Annotated in this window: 24 protein-coding genes and 2 pseudogenes; 12 read left to right on the forward strand and 14 right to left on the reverse strand. The window is 69.8% G+C overall.

The window, feature by feature from the left end:
* Positions 1-18: 18 nt before the first annotated feature.
* Positions 19-162 (reverse strand): annotated as a pseudogene (locus JHE00_RS36105) (helix-turn-helix domain-containing protein); the annotation flags it as partial.
* A 171-nt stretch (positions 163-333) separates the two neighbouring features.
* On the opposite strand from JHE00_RS36105, the gene JHE00_RS20075 reads away from it, so the two are divergent.
* Together JHE00_RS20075 and JHE00_RS20080 are read left to right on the forward strand one after the other, a co-directional pair.
* Complete coding sequence (locus tag JHE00_RS20075) at positions 334-633, forward strand: carboxymuconolactone decarboxylase family protein (protein WP_200320251.1); 300 nt, start codon at positions 334-336, stop codon at positions 631-633.
* 32 nt (positions 634-665) lie between these two features.
* Entirely contained in the window at positions 666-1,238 is a 573-nt protein-coding gene (locus JHE00_RS20080; RefSeq protein ID WP_200320253.1) for a cysteine dioxygenase family protein, read from the forward strand.
* Positions 1,239-1,338: 100 nt separating this feature from the next.
* Here JHE00_RS20080 and JHE00_RS20085 read toward each other — a convergent pair whose 3' ends face one another.
* Together JHE00_RS20085 and JHE00_RS20090 are read right to left on the reverse strand one after the other, a co-directional pair.
* Positions 1,339-1,899, reverse strand: a complete 561-nt coding sequence (locus tag JHE00_RS20085; RefSeq protein WP_200320477.1) for a dihydrofolate reductase family protein — start codon at positions 1,897-1,899, stop codon at positions 1,339-1,341.
* A 2-nt stretch (positions 1,900-1,901) separates the two neighbouring features.
* Positions 1,902-2,771 carry a helix-turn-helix transcriptional regulator gene (locus JHE00_RS20090; protein WP_200320255.1) on the reverse strand — a complete coding sequence of 290 codons (870 nt, stop codon included), beginning with the start codon at positions 2,769-2,771 and terminating at the stop codon, positions 1,902-1,904.
* 117 nt (positions 2,772-2,888) lie between these two features.
* Here JHE00_RS20090 and JHE00_RS20095 point away from each other — a divergent pair, with 117 nt between their 5' ends.
* Entirely contained in the window at positions 2,889-3,827 is a 939-nt protein-coding gene (locus JHE00_RS20095; protein WP_200320257.1) for an SDR family oxidoreductase, read from the forward strand.
* 18 nt (positions 3,828-3,845) lie between these two features.
* Here the strand turns inward: JHE00_RS20095 and JHE00_RS20100 are convergent, their stop codons facing one another.
* From JHE00_RS20100 to JHE00_RS20110, 3 genes are all read right to left on the reverse strand, one after another.
* On the reverse strand, positions 3,846-4,229 hold the full coding sequence (locus JHE00_RS20100) for a DUF4190 domain-containing protein (protein ID WP_200320259.1): 384 nt from the start codon (positions 4,227-4,229) through the stop codon (positions 3,846-3,848).
* A gap of 154 nt (positions 4,230-4,383) precedes the next feature.
* Entirely contained in the window at positions 4,384-5,589 is a 1,206-nt protein-coding gene (locus JHE00_RS20105) for a glycoside hydrolase family 64 protein (RefSeq protein ID WP_200320261.1), read from the reverse strand.
* Between the two features lie 389 nt (positions 5,590-5,978).
* Complete coding sequence (locus JHE00_RS20110) at positions 5,979-6,935, reverse strand: zinc-binding dehydrogenase (protein WP_200320263.1); 957 nt, start codon at positions 6,933-6,935, stop codon at positions 5,979-5,981.
* Positions 6,936-6,983: 48 nt separating this feature from the next.
* Here JHE00_RS20110 and JHE00_RS20115 point away from each other — a divergent pair, with 48 nt between their 5' ends.
* Together JHE00_RS20115 and JHE00_RS20120 are read left to right on the forward strand one after the other, a co-directional pair.
* Positions 6,984-7,571 (forward strand): TetR/AcrR family transcriptional regulator, encoded by a 588-nt coding sequence (locus JHE00_RS20115; protein ID WP_200320265.1) that lies wholly within the window; start codon positions 6,984-6,986, stop codon positions 7,569-7,571.
* A 707-nt stretch (positions 7,572-8,278) separates the two neighbouring features.
* Positions 8,279-8,668 carry a hypothetical protein gene (locus tag JHE00_RS20120; RefSeq protein WP_230424556.1) on the forward strand — a complete coding sequence of 130 codons (390 nt, stop codon included), beginning with the start codon at positions 8,279-8,281 and terminating at the stop codon, positions 8,666-8,668.
* A 36-nt stretch (positions 8,669-8,704) separates the two neighbouring features.
* Here JHE00_RS20120 and JHE00_RS20125 read toward each other — a convergent pair whose 3' ends face one another.
* On the reverse strand, positions 8,705-9,883 hold the full coding sequence (locus JHE00_RS20125; protein ID WP_200320269.1) for a serine hydrolase domain-containing protein: 1,179 nt from the start codon (positions 9,881-9,883) through the stop codon (positions 8,705-8,707).
* Between the two features lie 110 nt (positions 9,884-9,993).
* On the opposite strand from JHE00_RS20125, the gene JHE00_RS20130 reads away from it, so the two are divergent.
* The gene (locus JHE00_RS20130; protein ID WP_200320272.1) at positions 9,994-10,347 is read left to right on the forward strand and encodes a cupin domain-containing protein; all 354 of its coding nucleotides are present in this window, start codon (positions 9,994-9,996) and stop codon (positions 10,345-10,347) included.
* Between the two features lie 37 nt (positions 10,348-10,384).
* Positions 10,385-11,086 carry an alpha/beta fold hydrolase gene (locus tag JHE00_RS20135; RefSeq protein ID WP_200320274.1) on the forward strand — a complete coding sequence of 234 codons (702 nt, stop codon included), beginning with the start codon at positions 10,385-10,387 and terminating at the stop codon, positions 11,084-11,086.
* 3 nt (positions 11,087-11,089) lie between these two features.
* On the opposite strand, the gene JHE00_RS20140 is transcribed toward JHE00_RS20135, so the two are convergent.
* Positions 11,090-11,974 carry a LysR family transcriptional regulator gene (locus JHE00_RS20140; RefSeq protein WP_200320276.1) on the reverse strand — a complete coding sequence of 295 codons (885 nt, stop codon included), beginning with the start codon at positions 11,972-11,974 and terminating at the stop codon, positions 11,090-11,092.
* A gap of 71 nt (positions 11,975-12,045) precedes the next feature.
* On the opposite strand from JHE00_RS20140, the gene JHE00_RS20145 reads away from it, so the two are divergent.
* A complete protein-coding gene (locus JHE00_RS20145) occupies positions 12,046-13,836 on the forward strand; it encodes a gamma-glutamyltransferase family protein (protein WP_200320278.1) in 1,791 nt (596 codons plus the stop codon).
* A gap of 30 nt (positions 13,837-13,866) precedes the next feature.
* Here JHE00_RS20145 and JHE00_RS20150 read toward each other — a convergent pair whose 3' ends face one another.
* Positions 13,867-14,409, reverse strand: a complete 543-nt coding sequence (locus JHE00_RS20150; protein ID WP_200320280.1) for a TetR/AcrR family transcriptional regulator — start codon at positions 14,407-14,409, stop codon at positions 13,867-13,869.
* Between the two features lie 78 nt (positions 14,410-14,487).
* Between JHE00_RS20150 and JHE00_RS20155 the strand changes: the two genes are divergently transcribed.
* Positions 14,488-15,684 carry an FAD-dependent monooxygenase gene (locus JHE00_RS20155; protein ID WP_200320282.1) on the forward strand — a complete coding sequence of 399 codons (1,197 nt, stop codon included), beginning with the start codon at positions 14,488-14,490 and terminating at the stop codon, positions 15,682-15,684.
* Between the two features lie 79 nt (positions 15,685-15,763).
* Here JHE00_RS20155 and JHE00_RS20160 read toward each other — a convergent pair whose 3' ends face one another.
* Complete coding sequence (locus JHE00_RS20160) at positions 15,764-16,243, reverse strand: SCO4651 family lipoprotein (protein WP_504739432.1); 480 nt, start codon at positions 16,241-16,243, stop codon at positions 15,764-15,766.
* 132 nt (positions 16,244-16,375) lie between these two features.
* On the opposite strand from JHE00_RS20160, the gene JHE00_RS20165 reads away from it, so the two are divergent.
* Positions 16,376-16,741: a hypothetical protein gene (locus tag JHE00_RS20165; protein WP_200320286.1), complete on the forward strand. Its 366-nt coding sequence runs from the start codon at positions 16,376-16,378 to the stop codon at positions 16,739-16,741.
* Here JHE00_RS20165 and JHE00_RS20170 read toward each other — a convergent pair.
* The 3 genes from JHE00_RS20170 to JHE00_RS20180 are packed head-to-tail and all read right to left on the reverse strand — an operon-like array spanning position 16,729 to position 19,455.
* Entirely contained in the window at positions 16,729-18,015 is a 1,287-nt protein-coding gene (locus JHE00_RS20170; RefSeq protein WP_200320288.1) for an ArsB/NhaD family transporter, read from the reverse strand. The two genes, JHE00_RS20165 and JHE00_RS20170, sit on opposite strands and share 13 nt — an antisense overlap.
* A gap of 40 nt (positions 18,016-18,055) precedes the next feature.
* On the reverse strand, positions 18,056-18,514 hold the full coding sequence (locus JHE00_RS20175; protein WP_200320290.1) for a CBS domain-containing protein: 459 nt from the start codon (positions 18,512-18,514) through the stop codon (positions 18,056-18,058).
* Positions 18,515-18,558: 44 nt separating this feature from the next.
* Positions 18,559-19,455 carry an SPFH domain-containing protein gene (locus tag JHE00_RS20180; protein WP_200320292.1) on the reverse strand — a complete coding sequence of 299 codons (897 nt, stop codon included), beginning with the start codon at positions 19,453-19,455 and terminating at the stop codon, positions 18,559-18,561.
* Positions 19,456-19,624: 169 nt separating this feature from the next.
* On the opposite strand from JHE00_RS20180, the gene JHE00_RS20185 reads away from it, so the two are divergent.
* Both JHE00_RS20185 and JHE00_RS20190 read left to right on the forward strand, forming a co-directional pair.
* Positions 19,625-20,611: a sensor histidine kinase gene (locus tag JHE00_RS20185; protein ID WP_200320294.1), complete on the forward strand. Its 987-nt coding sequence runs from the start codon at positions 19,625-19,627 to the stop codon at positions 20,609-20,611.
* Positions 20,608-21,267 (forward strand): response regulator, encoded by a 660-nt coding sequence (locus JHE00_RS20190; protein ID WP_200320296.1) that lies wholly within the window; start codon positions 20,608-20,610, stop codon positions 21,265-21,267. The genes JHE00_RS20185 and JHE00_RS20190 overlap by 4 nt, the downstream gene beginning before the upstream one ends.
* 28 nt (positions 21,268-21,295) lie before the next feature.
* Here JHE00_RS20190 and JHE00_RS20195 read toward each other — a convergent pair.
* A pseudogene (locus JHE00_RS20195) lies at positions 21,296-23,015 on the reverse strand (dihydroxy-acid dehydratase).
* Positions 23,016-23,019: the final 4 nt, after the last annotated feature.

Genomic DNA, 23,019 nt, shown 5'->3' on the forward strand with positions numbered 1-23,019 from the left:
GAGCGTGCTCCCGATTCGACGCTCCAGTTCGGCCAGTCGCATGCTGGCTGAGGGCTGGGAAAGGCGGACTTCCCTGGCGGCGCGGCTGATGCTGGACCAACGACCGATCATGACCAACAACTTCAGGGATACGATGTCGAAAGGAACCGCGCCGTCCGTCATCGCCGCAGACTATGACCCCATCGGCAGGGAAGTCTAGCCTGCAGTCGGGTACCGGAAGGACAATCGAGTTCTCATCGGGGTGATCGTCGGAACTGGTGAACCGAGGTCCCCCTCGCCCCCGTCGAAAGGTTCGCTGTGAGTTCTGCCGCCGAAACGTACGACCGTGAATTCATGCCCGCGCTGCGATCCGCCGCGCCCGTCGAGGCCAAGGCGTACAGCACGTTCTCCGCCGCCGTCATGTCCAGGAAAGACGGTGCGGTCCCGCTCAAGACTCGCGAGCTGATCGCCATCGGTGTCGCGCTGACGACGCAGTGCAAGGCGTGCCTGAAGAGTCACGTGGCGGCCGCGAAACAGGCCGGCGCGACCGAAGAGGAGATCGCGGAGACCACCTTCGTCGCGTCCGCCCTGCGCGCGGGCGCCGCCTACACGCACGGATTCACCGCTATGCGCTGTTTCCACGAGGACGACTGACCAACGAGAAGACTCGGAGTACGAGGAGCACCATGACCTCCAACGCCCAGGACACCCGCGACGACTACGACCTCGATGCCTTCATCACCGACGTCGGTGTCGTCGTCGCGACGGGAGGCGGCGAACGGCATGTCACCGAGGAGGTCGCGGCGCGGCTGCGTCGCCTGCTCGCCGCGGGCCTCCGGCTACCCGGGGAGCTGACCGTGCCGCGCGCCGAGCGCTACGTCATGCGGCCACTGCACGTCGATCCCGACGGTGCGTTCTCGGTCGCGTGCGCGGTCTGGGACGTCGGGCAGAGCACGCCGGTGCACGGGCACGAGACGTGGGGCGTGGTCGGCATCCACTCCGGAGTCGAGCGCGAGGTCGACTACGTCAAACCGGTCACAGCGGACGAACCGCTGGCCGTTCGCGGCGAGGCCGACTGGGGGCCCGGCGAGGTGACCGTCTGCTGCACCACCGACGACGACGTGCATCAGGTGGAATGCGGCAGCGACGTTCCGTGTGTCGGCATCCATGTCTACGGCGCCGACATTGGAACACTTCCGCGGCGTTCCTACGAGCCTGAGACCGGACGCCAGTCCTGGTTCGTCTCCACCTGGGGCTGAGTCCGTTCGAGCGGCCGGTCCGGGCACGTGTGCCCGGGCCGGCCGCTCGGCACGGTCGACCGCGGGGCCGTCGCGATCGCGCGACCCCGCCGGTTCGTGCTCACGTCGTGTAGCGCAGCAGCGTCACACCTCCGGTGAACACCCGGCACTCTTCCAAGGTCAGATCGCGCAGGTCGTGGTCGGCGGGAAAGAGGCGTCGCCCGGTGCCGAGGACGACGGGGTAGACGAAGAGCCGGAGCTCGTCGACGAGTCCGAGGCGGAGCAGCTCGTGGGCCAGGGTGATGCTGCCGGTCAGGACGATATCTGTCCCGTCCTGTTCGAGGAGTCCGCGAATCTCCGAGGCCAGCCCGGCGCCGCCACGCAGGATGGTGGTGCCGTCCCAGCCGGGGTCGGCCACGGTGCTCGACACGACGTACTTCTGCACGCGGTTGAGGTGATCGGTGACCCCGGTGCGGTCGTCGATCTGGTTCGGCCAGAACCCCCGCATCTCCTCGAAGGTCACGCGGCCGACCAGGAACCCGTCGGAGGCGGCCGAATGCTCCCTCGTCACCACCGCGAGCTCGCGTTCCCGCTGCGTGTCGCCGGTCGGGTCGAACCACGTGCCGTCGTTCTCGACCACACCGTCGAGCGTGGTGTTCTGCGTGATGACGAGCCGTCGCATGGTCACGTCTGCCCTTCGCCGTCGGGTTCGGTACTCGCCGAGAACCTACCGCCGACCACCGACAGCAGTTGCAGCTTCTCGTAGCTCTCACTACCCGGTACGGCGGTGTAGACCAGCAGCGAGTGCGACGATTCCGGGTCCAGCAGGACCTGGCAGTTCAGCTCCAACAGGCCCACGTCGGGATGCCGATAGCGCTTGACCGCTCTCGGCGTGATGCCGACCTCGTGCTTCGCCCACAGGGTGCGGAACTCCTCGCTCCGGCCGGTGAGCAGCTCCGCGAGCTGCGCGGCCCGGGACTCGGGCCCGCGCAGGGTCAGCACGCCCCGAAGCCCCGAGGTGTACATCCGCGAGTAGAACTCGTGGTCCTCGGACGGGTGCAGCTCGCGCGCCGCGGGGTCGGTGAACCACCGGTACCCGATGCTGCGCGACGGGCCGGTGTGGCGAGCCAGGTCCCCGACGAGTGCGATCCCGAGCGGGGTCTGCCGCAGCGTCTCGCCCAGTTCGGTGACGATCTCGGCCGGGGTGTCGGTGAGCCGGTCGAAGATCCGCAGCATCCCGGGGCTGATGTGGTCGCTACCGGGGCCCCGCACCGGCGGCTGGTGCCCGGCGAGGCGGAAGAGGTGGTCGCGTTCGTCGCGCGAAAGGTGCAGGCCCTGCGCGATCGAGGCGATCATCTGCTCCGAGGGCTGCGGGCCGTGCTCGCGCTCAAGGCGGGAGTAGTAGTCGGCCGACATGTGGCACAGCGCCGCGACCTCCTCGCGTCGCAGTCCGCTGGTCCGCCGACGGTGCCCCCGCGGCAGCCCGACGTCCTCCGGCTGCAATGCCTCCCTGCGGCCACGGAGGAACTCGGCCAGCCCCGCTCGATCGATCATCCGTGCATCATCTCCCGCGCGGCCCGGCTCAACCACGGATCGACAGACCGTGGATAACGCCCGCGCGGCGGTGGAGTCTCGAGGTGAGCCTCAGCCGAGAAACACAGGAGCGAACCCATGCCTCGACGGCAGTACGACATCACCGTGCCCGATCTCTCCGGGACACGAGCGCTGGTCACCGGAGCGAGTGACGGCGTCGGCCTCGGTATTGCGACGAGGCTCGCCGGTGCGGGAGCCGAGGTGATCATGCCGGTGCGCAATCCGGACAAGGGCACGGCGGCCGTCGCGAGGATCCGCGAGCGCCACCCGGGGGCGAAGCTCTCGCTGCGGGAGCTGGACCTGTCGTCGTTGGCCTCGGTCGCGGCACTCGGCGAACAGCTGCGGGCCGCCGGAGCGCCGATCCACCTGCTCGTCAACAACGCGGGCGTGATGACCCCACCGACCCGGAGGACCACCGCCGACGGCTTCGAGCTGCAGTTCGGCACGAACCACCTGGGTCATTTCGCGCTCACGGGTCAGCTGCTGCCGCTGCTCGAGGCCGGGCGAGCGCGGGTGACGACCCAGGCGAGCATCGCCGCGCGCAGCGGCACGATCAACTGGGACGACCTGAGCTGGGAGCGCTCCTACGACAGCATGGGTTCCTACCGGCAGTCGAAGATCGCCTGCGGCCTGTTCGGTCTCGAACTCAGCCGCCGCAGCAGGGCCGTGGGCTGGGGGATCACGAGCAACCTCTCGCATCCGGGGGTGGCCCCGACGAGCCTGCTCGCGGCGCGCCCGGAGGTCGGGCGCGCCGAGGACACCAGGGGAGTGCGGGTGATCCGCTGGCTCTCGGCGAGGGGACTCGTCGTGGGGACCGTGGAGAGCGCGAAGCTCCCTGCGCTGCTGGCGGCGACCTCGCCCGATGCGGTGGACGGCGGCTTCTACGGGCCGCAGTGGCCCGCGAACCTGGGTGGGCCTCCCGGGAAACAGAAGCCGTGGACTCCGCTGCGCAGCACCGAGGACGCGTCGCGGCTGTGGGCGGTGTCTGAGGAGCTGACGGGGGTCAGGTTCGCCTGATGAGCGGACCGACGGTCCTCAGTCCTTCGTCGACAGCACCACACCGAAGAAGATCACGGCGATCACACAGGCGAAGATGCCGAGCACGATGCCGGCGACGGCGCTGTCCTTGTTGGTCGCCCGGCCGTTCTTGACCTTGCCGACGCCCACGATGCCGAGGATGATCGAGACGACGGCGAGAGGCCACAGCAGGAGCGAGACCAGCCCCACGACCAGTGCCGCCGTCCCCGTGCCGTTGTCCGGCTGCCCCTGGCCGTACGGATACTGCCCCAGGTAGCCCTGCTGCTGCGGGTAGGTGCCGTACTGCGAGTACGACTGCTGGTAGGGAGCCTGCGACGGCTGACCGCTCGGCTGCTGGTGGCCGTACGGCTGGTTCGGATCGGGCGGGTACGGCTGTGTCATGGCTCCTCGATCGGTCACGTCGCTCGTCGGGCGAGGCTGTCATTCCAGCACACGTTCTCGCAATTGGTGACCGGGCCGTGACGATGAGTTCGCTCCGGTGACACGGAGACGGCCCCCAGGGGCTCCTGGGGGCCGTCTCCGTGGTCGGTGCCGGTCAGCGGATGGCGTTGAGCGTCACCGTCAGCAGCTCGGGCTCACCGTGGTTCACCTTGCCGCTGTGGTCCTCGCCGGTGTTGGCGCTGACGTCGTCGTAGGCGAACGCGTAGCCCTTGCCGTCCGGGATGTTCTCGTGCACCACGCGGGAGTAGTGGTTCGTCGGGTCGTGCTGGTAGAAGGTCGAGGGGTCCTCGCTGTGCGGCTGCTCGTTGTTGATCAGCAGCGTCGTCCGGTTGAACGCCGCGGCCAGCCTGGGCACGATCGCCTTGCGCTCCTCGGAGTCCGAACCGGGGTTGTTCGCGAACGGCCCGCTGTTGCAGCCCCAGATGTCGATCGTGTTCGGCTTGGAGAACCGCTCGCTGCCGAAGACGAGCTCGTCGCCCTCGACCTTGCCCTCGAGGATGCCGACATCGCCTCGCTGCGAGTCGATGATGAGCGTCTCGGACGAGTACTTCGCCCACACCTCGTCGGCGTAGGGCTCCATGTAGCCCGCGAAGTCGTCGGGCCGGTGGTTCGGGTTGAGCACGCGCACGACGTTGCCGCCGGCCTCCTGCACACACGAGGTCCACGGGCCGCCCTGGTCGCGCAGGCCGGAGGCGATGTTGTCGATCGAGCCGGCGGGCAGGCCGGGGACCTCCTGGGTGCCCCCGGCGTGGTCGAGCTTGAGGCCGATCGGCGCCGCCACGAAGTCGACGTAGCTGATGTTGGCGTACAGCTGCGTCTGGTCGAGCGTGAACTCGGCGAAGGTCCAGTTCTTGCCGTAGTTCGCGTCCTCGGACGAGACGAAGTTCGGGTGCACGACGGCGGCGTTGGAGCCCTCGCCCTGCACGACCTGGAACTCGAGCTTCTCCTCGGTCACGAAGTACACGCGCGCGCCGAACATGCGCGGGACGGTGACCTCGGTGGTCCCGTCCACGGGGATCGCGCAGTCCTCACCGAGCGGCTCCGGCTCCGCGCCACCCGGTCGCGGCGGGAAGTACGCGGTGCCGTCCGCCTTGATGAACACCGGGCGCCCGTCGTCGGCCTGAGCGCCGTGCTGTCCGGTGATGTAGGCGTAGGCGGTGGCGCCGGAGTTGTTGACCAGGCTGAACTTCAGGTTGTCCGGGGCGGCGGCCGTGCTGGCGACGGCGACCAGCGGCCGCGCCCAGAGGGGGGCACTCAGCGCGGCGGCGGAGATGCCGAGGAACTTTCGCCGTGAAACCATCGCTTTTTCCTCCATGCGATTGGGTTTTCAGGTCCATTGTGGAAAGTCGGTGGAGGAGGTCGTGTCGCTGAGCCGACCGGCTGGTGTGGCATGATCACCGGTGCGGCGAAGAGACGTCGTCGTCACCTCGCGGTCGGGCAGGGCATCCGGCGGAGGAGTCGTTCTCCGCGAATGCGAAACACGACGAAACCGGACTTTTGTTGTTGTCGGCAACGAAGTGTGCCGTCGACTGTGCCGTGGCCGCAAGGCCCTCCAGTCGCTCGCTGAGGGAAACCGACTTTAGGTGTAGACCAATCGATGGGTCCACGAAAACTGCCCGTTCGGGCAAACAGGATTGCCCGCCGGAGGCCTTGCGCCCTCACTCTCCTGTGTCAGGATCGTAGGCCTGGTCAGGGAACCAGGACGACCCTGCCGAACACCTCGCCCTCGTCCATCTTCCGGTGCGCCGAGGCGGCGTTCTCGAGGGTCAGCACCTCGTGCACCACCGGCACGAGCTCGCCGCGAGCCGCTGCCACCAGGCTCTCGGAGCGCACCGCTCGCAGCTCGTCGGCGGGCACGGTGTCGGCGCTGAAAGTCATGAACGTCAACGACTTCTGGAACTCCGTCATCACCGCGACGCCGAGGTCCGCTGGCAGCGGACCGCCCACCACGCCGAGGGTCACCATGCGGCCGTTCGGGTTGAGCCTGCGGAGAAACGTCGAGGCGGCCTCGCCCGCGACGATGTCGATGATCACGTCGTAGCCCAACGGGGCCTCGCCGTTGCCGGCGCGGTCCAGAACGTGGGTCGCGCCGAGCTCGCGCAGCCGGGCTCCGCGCTCGGCCGACGACGTCGTCACCGCCACCGCGGCGGCGCCGCCGCGCGCCGCGAGCTGAACCGCCGCGATCCCGATACTGCCCGCCGCGCCGCGCACGAGCACCGACTCCCCCGCCGCGAAGCGGGTGCGGGACAGTCCGAAGTGGGCGATCGAAGCCGATCCCGCGATCGTCGCCGCGTCGACGGCGGAGAGATCGTCGGGCAGCGCGATGATGTTTCCTGCGTCCGCCACGGCCCGCTCGACGTAGGCGCCGCCGACGCCGGTGAAGGCCCACACGCGCCGCCCGATCCACGACGCGCCGACGCCCTCGCCCACGGCGAGCACGGTGCCCGCGACCTCGCTGCCCGGAATGTGTCCCTCCCGGAAGCCGAGGTCGCCGAGGGTGCCGCGCCGGACGACGACGTCGACGCCCGCGACGCCGATCGCCTCGGTGCCGATGAGCACCTGCCCGGCGGCGGGCTCCGGGTCGGGCAGGTCGACGAGGTGCAGGCCTTCGGGGGCTCCGAACGTGCGGATGCTGATCGCTCTCATGTCTCCGTGTTACCGGACGCAGGCGTCCACTTGGCTAGAGTGAGAGCGATGAGCACCGATTCCTCTCATGCGCTGCGCTCTGACGCGCTGGACAACCGCAGGCGGATCATCGAGGCGGCACGCTCCTTGTTCGCCGCCGAGGGCATGGACGTGCCGATGCGGACGATCGCCCGCCGCGCCGGGGTCGGTCCCGCCACGCTGTACCGCCGGTTCCCGGCCAAGCAGGACCTGGTCGCCGAGGCGTTCGAGGAGGAGGCGCGCCGGTGTCACGCCATCGTCGACGAGGGGCTCGCCGAACCCGACCCCTGGCGGGGGTTCTGCCGCGTGATCGAGCGGACCTGCGAGCTGCACGCGCGCAACCGCGGCTTCACCGAGGCGTTCCTCTCGACGCTGGCCGGTCAGACGGAGCTCATGGCGTCGCGCAAGTACATCCTCGACTCCGTCGCCACGTTGGCCGCGCGGGCCAAGGAGACCGGCAGGCTGCGGGCGGATTTCGTGGTGGACGACCTCGTCCTCATGCTCATGGCCCACCGCGGCGTCCGGATGGCCTCGGAGGCCGCACAGCTCGCGGCGTCCAGACGGTTCGCCGCGCTCACGATCCAGGCGTTCCGGGCCTCACCGGATCACGTGGAGTGACCTGTATCACGGCCGAGGCGAGAACCTGTGGGCCGCCCGCGTCGACTGACCGGGTAGATCCGACCGGATCGACCGGTTGGCCGAAACACAGGGAGTTCGCATGGTCAGCACGAAGCAGAAGATGGCCGGAACCGCCGCCGGACTCGCGCTCGTCGCGGGTGCGCTCGTCGCCGTGGGCGCGACGGGTGCGTTCAATTCAATTAGTTCACAGCGAGTGCTCCGAGTGCGATGATTGCCGATGCGCTTGCTGCGATCGCTGAAATCGATGCGGCCACACCGCCGATGTTGGACAAGACACGGCCCGTCAACCTGCCCCACATGCTGAACTGCAATGACATCCTTAATTTTTGCCATTTGTGCTGTCGTAGATGGCATCCGAGTAGAATTCCGTAGGCGTTGTTTCGGCAGGGCTCCTCACTTCGCGTAACCGCACAACACCACATCGGTGCTTGGAAGAGCGTGTACGCCACTACCGCTACTGACAATCCCGCAATCCAGCCCGGTCCGAAGTTGGCGCTGAACCAGCCGTAGGCCACAACCCCCAAGAGCAGGTACCCCCACAGCTGCGCGATCTTCTTCTTGGTCGCAGCTCTCATGGAATCACATTTGCAGGGGCGCGCCGGGTGCTGATACCTCCAAGCGGTTGATCTCGGACGGCCGACCGTGTGAAGGGCGAGCCTGGATTTGATTCCCGAAACTGCAATTTCATGGACTTATCGGTCACGCTCGGGTCACGACGATTCAAAGGCGTTGACACCTGTCTCGATCGGCGCGACTGGTCAAGTATCGGAGAAAGGACAGTCGTGTCGGACCCGCCGTATGAGCCGACCGGGGCGCAGCCGGCTCCTCAAAACCCACAGAAGCGCCGTCATATTTTTCGCTGGTTCTTCCTTGTCGTGCAGATCCTGTTCCTAGTGTGGATCATCGCTGGTGTCGCGAATACCGAGGATTGTTCCGGCCTGGTTGGTCAGGACCTCGATGCCTGCGAAGCTGGGACAGCCGTCGGCACTGGCATCGGAGTTGGTCTCATCATCGCTCTCTGGGCGGCGGTGGACGTGATCCTCGGAATCACCTGGTTGGTCTTTCGGAAGAGATGACTCGGTGACCACCCGGCCTGATGCGGACATGCAGGGTCAGCGCAGGTCCGGCGGGTCGATTCGCGTCATCGTGCGGGGTGTCGCGCCGTCGCACAGTTCCGCGGGCAGCACCTGGTTCACCATCGCCGCGTGGGCGTCGACCGGTGCGGTGACGTCGAGGTTCATGCCCGCCGTGACCTGCCTGCCGGTGTCCTCGGTGTGCAGGCTCCAGGTGTTGTAGCCGGGGAAGTCGCCGCCGTGGCCCCACCAGTCGGGTCCACCGCACGGGCTGGCGATCGACATCAGGCCCAGCCCGTAGTCGAAGGAGCCCAGCGCGCCGGGGCGGACCTTCTTCATTTCCGTCAGCTGTTCCTCGGGCAACAGGCGGCCGTCGAGTAGCGCGTCGAAGAAGCGGTTCAGGTCGCGCGCCGAGCTCACCAGGTTGCCCGCGGCCCACGCCCGCGACATCACGTAGGTGGTGACGTCGGTCGGCGGGGCGTCCTCGCCGTACAGGTACTCGTAGCCGCGCGCCGCGGGGCGCAGCAGGAACGGCTGTGCCGAGGGCAATGCGGTGTCCCACAGGCCGAGCGGCGCGATGATCCGCCGGGTCAGTTCCGTCGCCAGCGACCGGCCCGTCACGCGTTCGACGAGCATCCCGAGCACGGTGTAGCCGGTGTTGGAGTAGCTGAAGTCCGTGCCGGGCCCGAACAGCAGGGGTACACCGTCGGTCGCCAACCGGACCAGCTCGGTGGGAGTGAACCGATCCCACCGTCCCGTGTCCACCTCCTCCAGCGAGTTCCAAGGGGGGATGTCGCGCGGGAGGCCACTGGTGTGGCCCAGCAGCTGCCGGATCGTGATCGGCTCCGGGTACGGCAGCAGGCCGGGGAGATGCTCGGCCACGGGATCGTCGAGCCCGATGCGGCCTTCGGCGACCAGTTGCAGCACCACCGTGGCGACGAAGGGTTTGGTGACGCTGGCCGCGCGGAAGCGACCCGACGCGTCGGGGGAGCGATGGGTGCCCAGTGCGGCGACTCCCGCCACGGCGCGTTCTCCGGTGCCGGTCGCGGCGTAGGAGCCGGGAGCCCCGGCGGCGACCACCGAGTCCAGCGCCGCACCGAGCGGCGAGCGCTGGTCGGCGGTCGCGGGGGGAGTCAGTCCCAGAGCGACCACTGTGCACAGTCCGATCGCGACGGCGGAGCGCCGAGCGGTCTTCGATGTCGACGTCGATGCAGGCATGCCTCTCAGGATGCCGATCATGATCGCGCGTGCCCAGTGCGGGCGGTCACGGTTCGTCGTGACAGGTGTCATGGATAGTGCCGCGCGGCGAACGGTGTCACACTCCGGCTATGCGGAAGTTCTCGCTCGACGCTCTCGCCCGCGAGCTGCTGCGGCGCGCCGCGGACTCGCCGAACGGGCGTGCGGCGGAGACGGTGTACGGGGGCCACGAGCACGTGCTGCGGCAGACGGTCATCGCGCTCACGGCGGGCAACAGGCTGGCCGAGCACCACAGCCCGGGTGAGGCGACCCTGTTCGTGCTGAGGGGCCGGGTGCGACTGGGTGCGGGGGAGGTGCGCTGGGATGGCATGCACGGCGACCTGCTGGTCATCCCGCCGCAGCGGCACACGCTCGACGCGCTCGAGGACTCCGCCGTGGTGCTCACGGTGGGCAAGCCCCAGCGCGAGAGCCACGCCGACGAGTGAGCCGGAATTGTCGGTGACACGGGCTAGCTTCTCCGGCATGGACCTCATACTCGTTCCGGGCCTGTGGCTCGACGGCTCCTCGTGGCGCGACGTGGTTCCGGCGCTCGAGCGCGCGGGGCACCGCGTGCACCCGCTGACGTTGCCGGGCATGGAGTCGCCGGACGCCGACCGTTCCGGGAACACCCTGCGCGACCATGTCGACGCCGTCGTGACGGCGATCGACGCCGCCGAGGGGCCGGTGGTGCTCGTCGGGCACTCAGGAGGCGGCGCCATCTCCCACGCCGCGGCGGACGCCCGCCCCGAGCGCGTCGCCCGCGTCATCTACGTCGACAGCGGCCCGCTCGGCGACGGCGGTGTGATCAACGACCAGATCCCCGCCGACGGCGGTGAACTGCCGCTGCCGGACTGGTCCTTCTTCGAGGAGGCCGACCTGATCGACCTGGACGACGCGCTGCGTGCCACGATGCGCGAGCGCGCCATCCCGTCGCCGGCACACGTGGCCACCGACCCGCAGCGGCTGTCCGACGAGCGCCGCTACGACGTGCCCGTCACGATCATCAGCTGCCAGTTCCCGAGCGCGACGCTGCGGGAGTTCGTGAGTCAGGGAGCGCCGTTCGTGGCCGAGCTCGCGCGCATCCGCGACGTCACCTACGTCGACCTGCCCACCGGGCACTGGCCGCAGTTCACGCGGCCCGCCGAGCTGGCCGAGGCGATTCTGGGCGCGCTCGGCCCTGCCTGAGGATCAGTCCTCGGCCGAGGCCAGGGTGGTGTCGAGGAACGCCTGCGTCGCGGGCGTGATCGGTCCCGTGCGGTGCAGCAGCCACTGAGGCAGGCTCTCGGCGGGGGAGAAGCGGTGGACCTCGGCACCGGCCCTGCGCGCGAGCTCGCCCCAGCCGTCGGGCATCAGGCTCGCGCCGATGCCGCGCAGCACCATCGGCAGCACCACGCTGCGGTCGCCGACCTCGGCGGCGATCGAGAGTCCCGGCACGCTCGACGCGAACCGGTCGTACAGCGCGCGTGTCGCCGTCGCGGGTTTGGTGACGACGAACCGCATGTCCCGCAGGTCGTCGCGGGACACCGTGGCGTCGTCGCCCCGCCGGGTGCCCGGCGGCGCGACGAGCAGGAACTCCTCGTCGCGCAGGTGGTGGGCGAGCAGGCCGGGGCCGACGGGCCGTTCGGCGCTGCCGCACACACCGACCTCGCAGCGGCCCTGCACCACCATCGCCGCCACCTCGGCGGCGGACAGCGCCGACGACGTGCTCACCAGCACGCCGGGGTGCCGCTCGCGCAGCTCGGCGACGATGCTGATCACGGGCTCCAGCGCTGACGACGACGTGGCGGCCACGTCGACCCGGCCCACGGCGCCCTCGCCGACGGTGCGTGCCGCCGCGCGCAGCGCGTCGAGGTCGCGCAGCACCAGCCGTGCGCGCTCGACCATCAGCTCGCCCGCGTTGCTGAGCACGGCGTTGCGGCCGACCCGGTGGAACAGCGCGACGCCCAGTTCGCGTTCCAGCTTGCCGATCGCCCTGGACAGCGAGGGCTGGGCCACGCGCAGGGCGCGCGCGGCGTGGGTGAAGCTGCCGTGCTCGACGATCGCGACGAAGTACTCCAGCTGACGCCGTTCCATAGCGACAAGCTATCGAACCGGTGTCCCAGATGTCTTGGACGCGTGCACCCGGTCCCGGCGATACTCGGCGGATGTTCACGACCCGTCCCACCCTGCAGGGAACCTTCGGCATGGTCTCGTCCACCCACTGGCTGGCTTCCGCCACGGCCATGGCGGTGCTGGAGGACGACGGCAACGCCTTCGACGCCGCGGTCGCCTCCGCGTTCGTGCTGCACGTGGTGGAACCGCACCTCAACGGCCCGGCCGGGGAGGTGCCGATGATCGTGGCGCCCGAGGGTGAGGCACCGAAGGTCCTCTGCGGACAGGGTCCTGCTCCCGCCGGGGCGAGCGTGGAGCACTACGCCTCGCTCGGGCTCGATCTCGTGCCCGGTACCGGTCCGCTGGCCGCTGCGGTGCCCGGTGCGTTCGACGCATGGCTGCTGTTGTTGCGCGACCACGGCACCAAGTCGCTGCGCGAGGTGCTCACCTACGCGATCGGGTACGCCGAGCGCGGCCATCCCGCCGTGGAACGCATCGGCGCGGCCATCGAGACCGTCCGCGAGCTGTTCACCACCGAGTGGACCACCTCGGCCGAGCTCTACCTGCGCGATGGCAGGGCTCCCGGCGCGGGTGAGCTGCTGCGCAACCCCGCGCTGGCCCGCACCTGGCAGCGGGTGCTCGCCCAGGCCGAGGCGGCCGGCGCGGACCGGGAGGCGCAGATCGAGCGGGCGCGCGCCGTGTGGCGCGAGGGATTCGTCGCCGAGGCCATCTCCGCCGCGGCCGCGGTGCCCACAATGGACACCTCGGGGGAGCGGCACGCCGGCACGCTCAGCGGCGACGATCTCGCCGCGTTCTCCGCGCACTACGAGCAGCCCGCCACCTTCACGTGGAACGGCTGGACCATCGCCAAACCCGGCCTGTGGAGCCAGGGTCCCGCGTTCCTGCAACAGCTCGCGTTGCTGCCGGACGAGCTGGAGTACGGCACGCCCGGCTATCACCACACCCTCATCGAGGGCACCAAGCTCGCGATGGCCGACCGGGAGGCGTGGTACGGCGACGGCACCGACGTGTCGCTGGAGACGTTGCTGTCACCGGAGTACACCGAGCAGCGGCGCGCGCTGGTCGGCGAGCACGCGTCCCGCGAGCTGCGGCCCGGCCGTCCCGGCGGCAGGGTTCCGGCACTGAGCAGGCACGCCGAGCTCGTGGCTCGCGGCGAGGGCGGCGTCGTTGCCGTGGGCGCGGGAGCGGGCGAGCCGACCGTGGCCCCGGACGGCGCGACTCGCGGCGACACGTGTCACGTCGACGTAGTGGACCGCTGGGGCAACATGATCGCGGCGACGCCGAGCGGCGGCTGGTTGCAGTCCAACCCGGTGATCGCCGAGCTCGGGTTCCCGCTGGGCACCCGGCTGCAGATGGCGTGGCTCGACGAGGGACTGCCCAACTCGCTAGCCCCGGGCCGTCGCCCGCGCACCACGCTGAGCCCGTCGCTCGCGCTGCGCGAGGGCAGGCCGGTGCTGGCGTTCGGCACGCCGGGCGGTGACCAGCAGGACCAGTGGAGTGTGCACTTCCTGCTGGCGGTCGCGCTGCGCGAGCCGGTGCGCGGCGGACTGGACCTGCAGGGCGCCATCGACGCGCCGAACTGGCACACCGACAGCTTCCCCAGTTCGTTCTTCCCGCGGGCGATGACGCCGGGCGGCGTCACCGTGGAGTCGCGGATCGGCGACGACGTGATCGCCGGACTGCGCGGGCGCGGGCACGAGGTGACGGTGGGGGAGCCGTGGTCGGAGGGCCGGTTGTGCGCGGTGTCGCGGGACCCGGACACCGGTGTGCTCTCGGCGGCGGCGAATCCGCGCGGCATGCAGGGCTACGCCGCGGGCAGGTAGCCGCCGCGACGCCGGTCCCTTACCGGGCGATCACGACGGGCCGAGCGCGGCGCAGGCGGCGTCGAGCGTGGCCTCGCGCAACTCGTCGACGGGTGTCTCCGCGAGCAGGACGAGGCAGTCGGCGAGGCCGCCGAGCGCCACGATCGCCCGCGCCTGCGCCGCGGTGTCGGCATCGGGCCCGGCGAGTAGCACGGTGAGGCGCCTGCGCCAGCCGAGGACGCGCGTCACGAAGCCGACCTCGCCCAGCGCCGGGAGGTCCTGTCGCATCAGCCCCATGAGCGCGTGGTGCTTGTACGAGACGTCGAAGTAGCGGCCCAGCAGGTCCCGCGCGTCGATCTCTGAGGCGGCCTCGTCCTCGGCCAGTAGCGCGTCGAGGTCGTCGACGAGGGGTTGCAGCAGGCTCGTGACGAGCTCTTCTCTGGACTCGAAGTGGTAGTACAGCGCGGGTTTGGTGAGTCCGAGTCGGTCGGCGATCTGGCGCAGGCTGGTCTGCCGCACGCCCTGTTCGGTGAACAGTTCGAGCGCCGCTTCCTGGATGCGCTGCCGGGTCTGGCTCGTCTTCGGTCTCGGCACGACGTCGACCCTAGCGGATCCACTTAACGGTCGGTAAGCTATTGACCTTCCGGTAAGTAAATTAACGAAGGATCATCGATGGACGTGCTGATCTCGGGGGCCAGTGTCGCTGGTCCCGTACTCGCGTACTGGCTGGCGCGTGCCGGGTTCACACCCACGGTGGTGGAACGAACACCGCAGCTCAGACTGGGGGCCGGCGGCCACGCGGTCGACCTGTTCGCGCCCGCCATGACGGTGGCGGAGCGGATGGGCATCGTGCCCACGCTGCGTGAGGCCGCGCTGGGGCAGTCGACGCTGCGGCTCGAGCGGCCGGGCAGACCTGCGATCGACGCCGACTTCACCGGGCTGTCCGACGCGTTCGCCGACGGCAGCCACGTCGAGGTGATGCGCGGCGACCTCGCGTCGACACTGCACGACGTGACGCGCGACGACGTGGAGTACGTCTTCGGGGACTCGATCCGGGAGCTGGCCGAGGACGAGCGCGGGGTGGACGTCGTGTTCGACAGCGGGCGCACGCGCCGGTTCGACCTGGTGATCGGCGCCGACGGCCTGCACTCCGCCGTGCGGCGCCTGACGTTCGGGCCGGAGGAGGAGTTCCACCACTACCTCGGCGGCTACCTCGCCGTCTTCACGGTCCCGAACCAGCACGGCACGCCGGGGCCGACGCGGCTTTACTCCACGGTCGACCGGGTCGTGGCGACCTACCCGGTGCCGCGCACGGACCAGGCGAGGGCCGTGCTGCTGTTCCGTCGTGCTGCGCAGCTGAGCTACGACCGCCGCGACGTCGCCGAGCAGAAACGCCTGCTGCGGGCCGAGTTCGCGGGCGAGGGCTGGGAGGTGCCGAGGCTGCTCGGCGCGCTGGACGACGCCGACGACTTCTATCTCGACTCGATCAGCCAGATCCGGATGGACACCTGGTCGCGAGGGCGGGTGACGCTCGTGGGCGACGCCGGGTACTCCCCGGGGCCCGCGGTGGGCGGCGGTACGACACTGGCGATGGCGGCGGCCTACGTGCTCGGCCGCGCGCTCGCCGAGCACCGCGGCGACCACGCCGCGGCGTTCGCCGCGTACGAGGATCGGGTACGCGACTACGTGTTGCGCTGCCGCCGGGTCGCGCCGCGCACGCTGCGCTCGGGCATCCCGCGCTCGCGGGCGCAGGTCGCGTTCTCCGCCGCTGCCATGCGCGCCCTGCCGCGGCTGCCTTCGGCGCTACGCCACCGCATCCTGGCGGATCGCGCGAGCGGCACGCTGTCGTCGTTCACACTGCCCGACTGACGTTCCACTGTGGACGAACAGGTTGAGAGGCGGCCGGACACCGGCGTGCTGTGACGTCACACCGGTGTCCGGGTACGCGTCAGTTGACGGTGGCTTCCTCGACCTGGTCGGCGGGCGGAGCCTCCACCGTCACCGGGGCGCCCCAGTCGTAGTACTTCATCGAAATCACGGCGGTGTCGAACATGTCCGCCATGGGGCTGCCCTCGGCCTGGGCCGCCGCCTGCGCGATCGCTTCCGTCATGTCCACGTCGACGCGCAGCGGCAGGTCGCGCTCGTCGATCCAGACCGAGACGGGGATGGTGTCGACCTCGAAGTCGACGGGCAGCTGGTCGAGTTCGCCCGACATTCCGGACTGTTCCATCGCGCGGTCGAAGTCGACGTCGACGGTGTACTTGGTGGTCGACACGCCGTCGACGTCCTGGCCGGGCTCGGCGCCGGCGATGGTGCCCGCCTCCAGGAGCGAGTCGAGGGTCTTGGCGGGATCACTCTGCTGGACCATCTGGTCCAGGTCCACGCCCCCCCCATGCCCGGCATGTCCTCGACCGAGCTCTTGAGCCACGGCTTGCCGGTGGGCAGGCCGGAACCGGCCGCCATCTCCCCGGGCAGGTGGATGTAGACGTTCTTGTTGATCAGGCGGATCTCGTAGGACATCTCGCCCGCGCCGAGCTCGCTCAGATCCATGGTGGTGACCATGGACATCAGGGCTTCCGAGGAGCTGATCTTCGCCTGGCCCTCACCGGATATCGAGAAGGGGCCCAGGTCCATCGTCATGGTCATCTTCGTGGACTGCTGCTCCGCGGTGCTCGCTTCGGCGGCCCTGACCAGTTGCTGTACGTCGTCGTGGACCGGATTCGCCGTCCCGCCCGTGGTCTGTCCGCATCCGGACACGAGCAGCGCCAGCGCGGTGACCGCACCGGCGAACATCGTTCTTCGCATCGACCGACCTTTCGTGGTGTCCCCTCCGCGCGAACGCGCGACCACGATGATCCTCGTCGACGAAGCACACAAATCGGTCACGAACGCGTTCCCGATCAGGGAATCGCGTCAGACGAAGTAGCGCAGCCAGACGTAGACCCACGCCATGATGGAACTCAGTGCCGTCACGACGATGCCGTACTTGGTGAACTGCCAGAAGCTGATCGGGTGCCCCGTCCTGGCGGCGATGCCGATCGCGACCACGTTGGCGCTCGCGGCCACGGCCGTGCCGTTGCCACCGAAGTCGGCTCCCAGCGCGAACGCCCACCACAACGCCTCGCCGGTCTGCGGATCCGGCGCCTGCGCGACGACACCCTCCACGATCGGCGCCATCGTGGCGACGTAGGGAATGTTGTCGAAGAACGCGCCGAGTACCGCCGAGCCGAACAACAGACTCGTGGCCGCGGCCAGATAGTTGTTGCCCAGCGTGTCGACGGCCCAGGTGCCGATGTCGCCGATGACGCCGGTGTGCACCAGACCCGAGACCATCACGAACAGGCCCATGAAGAACGTCAGCGTGGGCCACTCGACCTCGCGCAGTACCTCGCCGATGTCGATGTTGGCCACGAGGACCATCACGCCGGCGCCGACGAGCGCGACGATCGAGGGCTCGATGTGGAACACCGAGTGCAGCGCGAAGGCGGTGATCACGCCGCCGAGCACGATCAGACAGCGCACGAGCAGCTTGGGGTCGGTGATGGCCCGCTTCTCCTGCAGGGCCATGACCTCGTCGATGTGCTGCGGCGCGTTCTGGAAGGACTTGCGGAACAGGAACCGGGTGAACACCACGAAGAACGCGAAGACGATCACCACGATGGGCGCCATGTGCACGAGGAAGTCGGTGAAGGTCAGCCCCGCGCGGCTGCCGATGATGATGTTCGGCGGGTCGCCGATCAGGGTCGCCGCGCCACCGATGTTGGACGCCAGGATCTCGGCGATCAGATAGGGCTGGGCGGCGATGCGCAGCCGGTTACAGACCACCACCGTCACCGGTGCGACCAGCATGATCGTGGTGACGTTGTCGAGGAACGGGGAGGCGATGGCGGTGATGAGCATCAGCATCACCATCAGCCGGTAGGGCTTGCCCTTCGACCGTTTCGCCGCCCAGATGCCGAGGTAGTCGAACAGCCCCGTCTGTTTGACGATGCCGACGATGATCATCATCCCGAGTAGCAGGAAGATGACGTTCCAGTCGATGCCCTCGTGCTCGGAGAAGAAGACCTCCGAGCCGGGGATGAGGCCCAGCACGGCCATGGCGCCGGCCGCGATGAGCACGACCGCGACCTTGTTGGCCTTTTCCGTGGCGATGAAGAAGAACGCGACAATGAAGATCGCGAGGGCGAGCACAGCGCTCAACGGTTACACCCCGGGGTCCGGTGTTCGAGGGAGATGGTGCTCAGTCCTCGATGCCGGAGAGCGCGAGGCTGGTGAGCATCCGGTCCAGCGTGACCGCGCCGACGAGCGTGCCGCCGGTACTGGTGACGGCGACGAGCGGGCTGTGCGTCCGCGCCATCAGCGCGGCGACCTCTAGCAGCGTGGCTTCGGCGGGGACCGTCACCGGCTTCGACGGCTGCTTCGGCAGGCAGTCGCCCACGGTGCGGTCGCCGAGCTCGCTCCAGAACTCGTCGGCGTGCGCCTCGTCGATCGTGCGGATCAGCGCTGGATCTTCCTGGTAGCTCGCCGGGACGAGCAGGCGCAGCACCTGCGTTCCCGGGAGCACGACCCGGGGTCTGGCCTTGTCGTCGACGATGATGAGGCCGGGCAGGCGGCCTACGGCCATGACCCGGACGGCCTTGGCGACCGGGTCGTCGATGGTCACGGTCGGGACGTTGACCGCGATCTCGTGTGCTTGCATCGCACCATTCCTCAGCGCACGGCTGCTCAGTGTTCCGAGCGTGGTCATCTCGCCTCCCTGGTCAGCTCGACGACGCGGCGTTCCAGTTCCACGAGACGGTCGGAGACGGATCGGGTGTGGAGCATATCGGCAAGCCGGTCTGCCTCGTCCGGGTCCAACACGATGGTTTGAGCGGGCACGTCCGGATCGTCGGGTCCGTAGACGGCGACGTGGCTGCGGCCGTCCTCGTCCACGCGGACGCCGAGTCGCTGGCTGCCGCGGGTGAGGAGCTGGTGCAGGGTTCCGATTCCGTGGAACCGGTCACTGGTGGCATCCACTGTGGAGTTCCCTCCGTTCCGGTCGGTGCAGGGCCGCTGGGAGGCCCAGCGGATGAGCTCGGCGCCGAGCCGGACCTCCACGCGGGCGAGTTCGAGCTCGCTCACCTGGACGCCCCACCCGCGCACCCGCCTGTCGACGTTCTGGGCGATGGCGGCGAGTTCGTCCCTGGACGGCCCCGCCAGCTCGGCGAGCGTGCGGCGCCGGACGTAGGTGCGCACCTGGTCGGCGGCGACGGCCTCGATCGCCCCGGGGGAGCGGGGCGCCTCGAGCTGGGCGGCGGGGTCGGTGACGGTGGCGACGACGGAGCCGTTGAGGGCGACCGGCACCCCGTCGGCGGTCACGGCGTCGATCCACAGCAGGTCGAGGCGTGCTGGTCCCAGTGGGATGCGTACTCCACGGCGCAGTCCGGGGATCACGAGCACCAGACCTGGTCCGCGCACGGCGACGACCTTGCCGAAGCGCAGCAGCACCATCCGCTGGTTCTGGCCGACCACGCGCAGCATCGACAGGCCGAGCCCCAGTGCGGCGAGCGCGGCACCGAAGACCCAGCCGCCGGTGGTGCTCTCGGTGATCGAGGTCTGGGCCGAAGCCGGAGGCTGCCGGTGCTCAGCCGGCGTGCTCATGCGCTGCCTCCTCCCCGGTGCCACGTGGGCCTCCACTCTCGGCCATTCGGGCGCACGGCACTATCGGGTCCAACACCCATCTACGGAGGGTGCCGATGTGTACGCGGGCGCGTACGCGTGCGCGATGCCCCGGATGGACGCCGCGCGCGGCGACGGCGACCCTGGACACATGAGAGACCGCGACGTCCCGCGTTCGGCGCCCATGGGGTTGTTCCGGCGGCTGGTGACGATCAACGGCCTGGTGTTCACCGTTGGCACGCTGGTGCTCGCGGTGTCGCCCGCGACCGTGTCCTCCCCGGTGGTGCTCACCGAGGTGCCGGTGCTCATCCTGGGTCTGGCGTTCATCCTCACGGCAAACGCGCTGCTCGTGCGCTCCAGCCTGGCGCCGCTGGACGCGCTCACCTCGGTCATGCAGCGCGTCGACCTGCTGCGAACAGGGAACCGGCTCTCCGGCAACGGCAACCGCGACCTGGCGCACGTGATCGACACGTTCAACGCGATGCTCGACCGGCTGGAAGCCGAGCGCAGCGAGAGCAGCGCGCACGCGCTGGCGGCGCAGGAGGGCGAGCGCGAGCGCATCGCGCGTGAGCTGCACGACGAGATCGGCCAGAGCCTCACCGTGGTGCTGCTCGGGCTCAAGCGCACCGTCGACCGCGCGCCCGAGGACCTGCGGGAGGAGCTGCACGTCACGCAGGAGGCGGTGCGCGCGTGCCTCGACGAGGTGCGCGTGGTCGCCAGGCGACTGCGGCCCGGAGTGCTGGCCGATCTGGGGCTCTCGAGCGCGCTGACGGCGTTGGGTAGCGAGTTCTCCCAGGCCAGCGGCGTGCCGGTGACGCGGAGGGTCGACACCGGGCTGGTCGGGCTGAGCCAGGACGCCGAGCTGGTCCTCTACCGGATCGCGCAGGAGGGGCTCACCAACGTGGCCCGGCACGCGAAGGCGAGCAGGGTGGTGTTGTCGTTGCGCAGGGAGCGCGGCAGGCTGACGCTGACCATCACCGACGACGGTCGCGGTGCTGTGATCAAGGAAGGAGCGGGGATCCGGGGAATGCGCGAGCGTGCACTGCTCATCAACGCCCAGCTCACCGTTGACTCCACTCCGGGCGAGGGCACCAGGATCGCGCTGGTGCTGCCTCCCGGCTCCGCGGAAGGGGCGTGAGCGCCGTGACGGCGACGCGGATCCTGCTGGCCGACGATCACGCGCTCGTCCGCAGAGGGCTGCGGCTGATCCTCGACGCTGAGCCGGACCTGACCGTCGTCGCCGAGGCGCCCGACGGCGCGGAGGCCATCGAGGCCGCCGACTCCCACGACCTCGACCTGGCCGTGCTGGACATCGCGATGCCCAGGATGACGGGCATCCAGGCCGCGCGGGAGATCTCCCGGCGGGCGCCGAAGGTGCGCATCCTGATGCTGTCGATGTACGACAACGAGCAGTACTTCTTCGAGTCCCTCAAGGCGGGCGCGTCGGGCTACGTGCTCAAGTCCGTCGCCGACCGGGACCTCATCGAGGCCTGCCGCGCCGCGATGCGCGGCGAGCCCTTTCTCTACCCGGGCGCGGTCACGTCGCTGATCCGCGAGTACCTGCAGCGCAACCGCGACGGCGGGCGCCTGCCCGACACGATCCTGACGCCGAGGGAGGAGGAGGTCGTCAAGCTGATCGCGGAGGGCAACTCCACCAAGGAGATCGCCGACATCCTCGTGATCAGCGCGAAGACGGTCGACCGGCACCGGGCCAACATCCTGAGCAAGCTCGGGATGCGCGACCGGCTGGAGCTGACCCGCTACGCCATCAGGGTGGGGCTCGTCGAGCCGTGACTAACCGTCCCGTGTGGACGGTTGTCGCTCAGTGTGACTCGCGGCTCACCTCGGAACCGCTGGAGCCGAGCAGGAAGTCGAGGTCGGCGCCGGTGTCGGCCTGGCGGACGTGGTCGACGTAGAGCCGTTCCCAGCCGCGGTGCGGGGTCGCGTAGCCGTCGGTGGTGGCCCGGTTCGGTTCGCGGGCGCGCAGTTCGTCGTCGGGGACGTCGACGTCGAGCCTGCGTGCGGGCACGTCGAGCACCACGATGTCGCCCGTGCGCACCAGCGCGAGTGGCCCGCCCGCGGCGGCCTCGGGCGCGACGTGCAGCACCACGGTGCCGTAGGCGGTGCCGCTCATCCGGCCGTCGCACACGCGCACCATGTCGCGCACGCCCTGCGCCAGCAGCTTGGCGGGCAGCGGCATGTTCGAGACCTCGGGCATGCCCGGATAGCCCTTCGGTCCGCAACCGCGCAGCACCAGCACCGAGTCGGCGTCGACGTCGAGGTCCGGGTCGTCGATGCGCGCGTGCAGGTCCTCGACCGAGTCGAACACGACGGCCCTGCCGCGGTGCTGGAGCAGGTGCGCCGACGCGGCGGCGGGGTTTGACGATCGCGCCGTCGGGGGCGAGGTTTCCGCGCAGCACGGCGATTCCGGCGTCGTCCTGCACCGGGTCGGTGCGCGGGTGGATCACCTCGGGATCCCAGCTGCGGGCCTCGTCCAGGTGGTCGACCAGCGGCGTGCCGGTGATGGTCAGTGCGGTGGGGTCGAGCAGGTCGCGCACCTCGCGCAGCACCGGCAGCAGTCCGCCCGCGCGGTGGAAGTCCTCCATCAGGTACGTGCCCGCCGGCTGCAGGTCCACCAGCAGCGGCACCGCCGAGCCGATGCGGTCGAAGTCGTCGAGGGTCAGCTCGATGCCGAGCCTGCCCGCGATCGCGAGCAGGTGCACCACCGCATTGGTGGAACCACCGGTGGCGGCCAGTGCGACGATGGCGTTGTGGAACGACGCGCGGGTGAGCAGGCCGCTCGGCCGCCGGTCCTTCGCCACGAGGTCGACGACGAGCCGTCCGGTGGCGTGGGCCGACTCGAGCAGTCTGCTGTCGGGTGCCGGGGTGCCCGCCAGTCCCGGCAGCACGGTGCCCAGCGCCTCGGCGACCACGGCCATCGTGGACGCGGTGCCCATCGTGTTGCAGTGGCCCCTGCTGCGGATCATGGACGACTCCGAGCGGGTGAACCGCTCCTGATCGAGGGTGCCTCCGCGCACTTCCTCGCTGAGCCGCCACACATCGGTTCCGCAGCCGAGCGGCTTGCCCTCGAACGTGCCGGTGAGCATGGGCCCGCCGGGCACGACGGCCGCGGGCAGGTCCACCGAGCCCGCCGCCATGAGCAGCGACGGGATGGTCTTATCGCAGCCGCCGAGCAGCACGACGCCGTCGATCGGGTTGGCGCGCAACATCTCCTCGGTCGCCATCGCCGCCATGTTGCGCCACAGCATCGCCGTGGGCCGCACCTGTGTCTCGCCGATGGAGACCACCGGCAGGTTCAGCGCGATGCCGCCCGCCTCGTGGATGCCGTCGCGCACCGAGGAGGCCACCTCGTTGAGGTGCGCGTTGCACGGCGTGAGGTCGGAGGCGGTGTTGGCGATGGCGATGTGCGGGCGTCCGGAGAACGCGTTGGCCGGTAGTCCCCGGCGCATCCACGCCCGGTGGATGTAGGCGTTGCGGTCTTCGCCGCCGTACCATTCCGCGCTGCGCAACTCTGCCGCCATCCCA

Source organism: Prauserella cavernicola, assembly GCF_016595675.1.
GTDB classification, from domain to species: domain Bacteria; phylum Actinomycetota; class Actinomycetes; order Mycobacteriales; family Pseudonocardiaceae; genus Prauserella_A; species Prauserella_A cavernicola.

Bases quoted from the DNA above. Each gene is read 5' to 3' on its own strand.
- JHE00_RS20075 (WP_200320251.1), top strand. From the start codon at position 334: ATGCCCGCGCTGCGATCCGCCGCGCCCGTCGAGGCCAAGGCGTACAGC.
- JHE00_RS20080 (WP_200320253.1), top strand. From the start codon at position 666: ATGACCTCCAACGCCCAGGACACCCGCGACGACTACGACCTCGATGCC.
- JHE00_RS20085 (WP_200320477.1), bottom strand. From the start codon at position 1,899: ATGCGACGGCTCGTCATCACGCAGAACACCACGCTCGACGGTGTGGTC.
- JHE00_RS20090 (WP_200320255.1), bottom strand. From the start codon at position 2,771: ATGATCGATCGAGCGGGGCTGGCCGAGTTCCTCCGTGGCCGCAGGGAG.
- JHE00_RS20095 (WP_200320257.1), top strand. From the start codon at position 2,889: ATGCCTCGACGGCAGTACGACATCACCGTGCCCGATCTCTCCGGGACA.
- JHE00_RS20100 (WP_200320259.1), bottom strand. From the start codon at position 4,229: ATGACACAGCCGTACCCGCCCGATCCGAACCAGCCGTACGGCCACCAG.
- JHE00_RS20105 (WP_200320261.1), bottom strand. From the start codon at position 5,589: ATGGTTTCACGGCGAAAGTTCCTCGGCATCTCCGCCGCCGCGCTGAGT.
- JHE00_RS20110 (WP_200320263.1), bottom strand. From the start codon at position 6,935: ATGAGAGCGATCAGCATCCGCACGTTCGGAGCCCCCGAAGGCCTGCAC.
- JHE00_RS20115 (WP_200320265.1), top strand. From the start codon at position 6,984: ATGAGCACCGATTCCTCTCATGCGCTGCGCTCTGACGCGCTGGACAAC.
- JHE00_RS20120 (WP_230424556.1), top strand. From the start codon at position 8,279: ATGGACTTATCGGTCACGCTCGGGTCACGACGATTCAAAGGCGTTGAC.
- JHE00_RS20125 (WP_200320269.1), bottom strand. From the start codon at position 9,883: ATGCCTGCATCGACGTCGACATCGAAGACCGCTCGGCGCTCCGCCGTC.
- JHE00_RS20130 (WP_200320272.1), top strand. From the start codon at position 9,994: ATGCGGAAGTTCTCGCTCGACGCTCTCGCCCGCGAGCTGCTGCGGCGC.
- JHE00_RS20135 (WP_200320274.1), top strand. From the start codon at position 10,385: ATGGACCTCATACTCGTTCCGGGCCTGTGGCTCGACGGCTCCTCGTGG.
- JHE00_RS20140 (WP_200320276.1), bottom strand. From the start codon at position 11,974: ATGGAACGGCGTCAGCTGGAGTACTTCGTCGCGATCGTCGAGCACGGC.
- JHE00_RS20145 (WP_200320278.1), top strand. From the start codon at position 12,046: ATGTTCACGACCCGTCCCACCCTGCAGGGAACCTTCGGCATGGTCTCG.
- JHE00_RS20155 (WP_200320282.1), top strand. From the start codon at position 14,488: ATGGACGTGCTGATCTCGGGGGCCAGTGTCGCTGGTCCCGTACTCGCG.
- JHE00_RS20165 (WP_200320286.1), top strand. From the start codon at position 16,376: ATGGACATCAGGGCTTCCGAGGAGCTGATCTTCGCCTGGCCCTCACCG.
- JHE00_RS20175 (WP_200320290.1), bottom strand. From the start codon at position 18,514: ATGCAAGCACACGAGATCGCGGTCAACGTCCCGACCGTGACCATCGAC.
- JHE00_RS20180 (WP_200320292.1), bottom strand. From the start codon at position 19,455: ATGAGCACGCCGGCTGAGCACCGGCAGCCTCCGGCTTCGGCCCAGACC.
- JHE00_RS20185 (WP_200320294.1), top strand. From the start codon at position 19,625: ATGAGAGACCGCGACGTCCCGCGTTCGGCGCCCATGGGGTTGTTCCGG.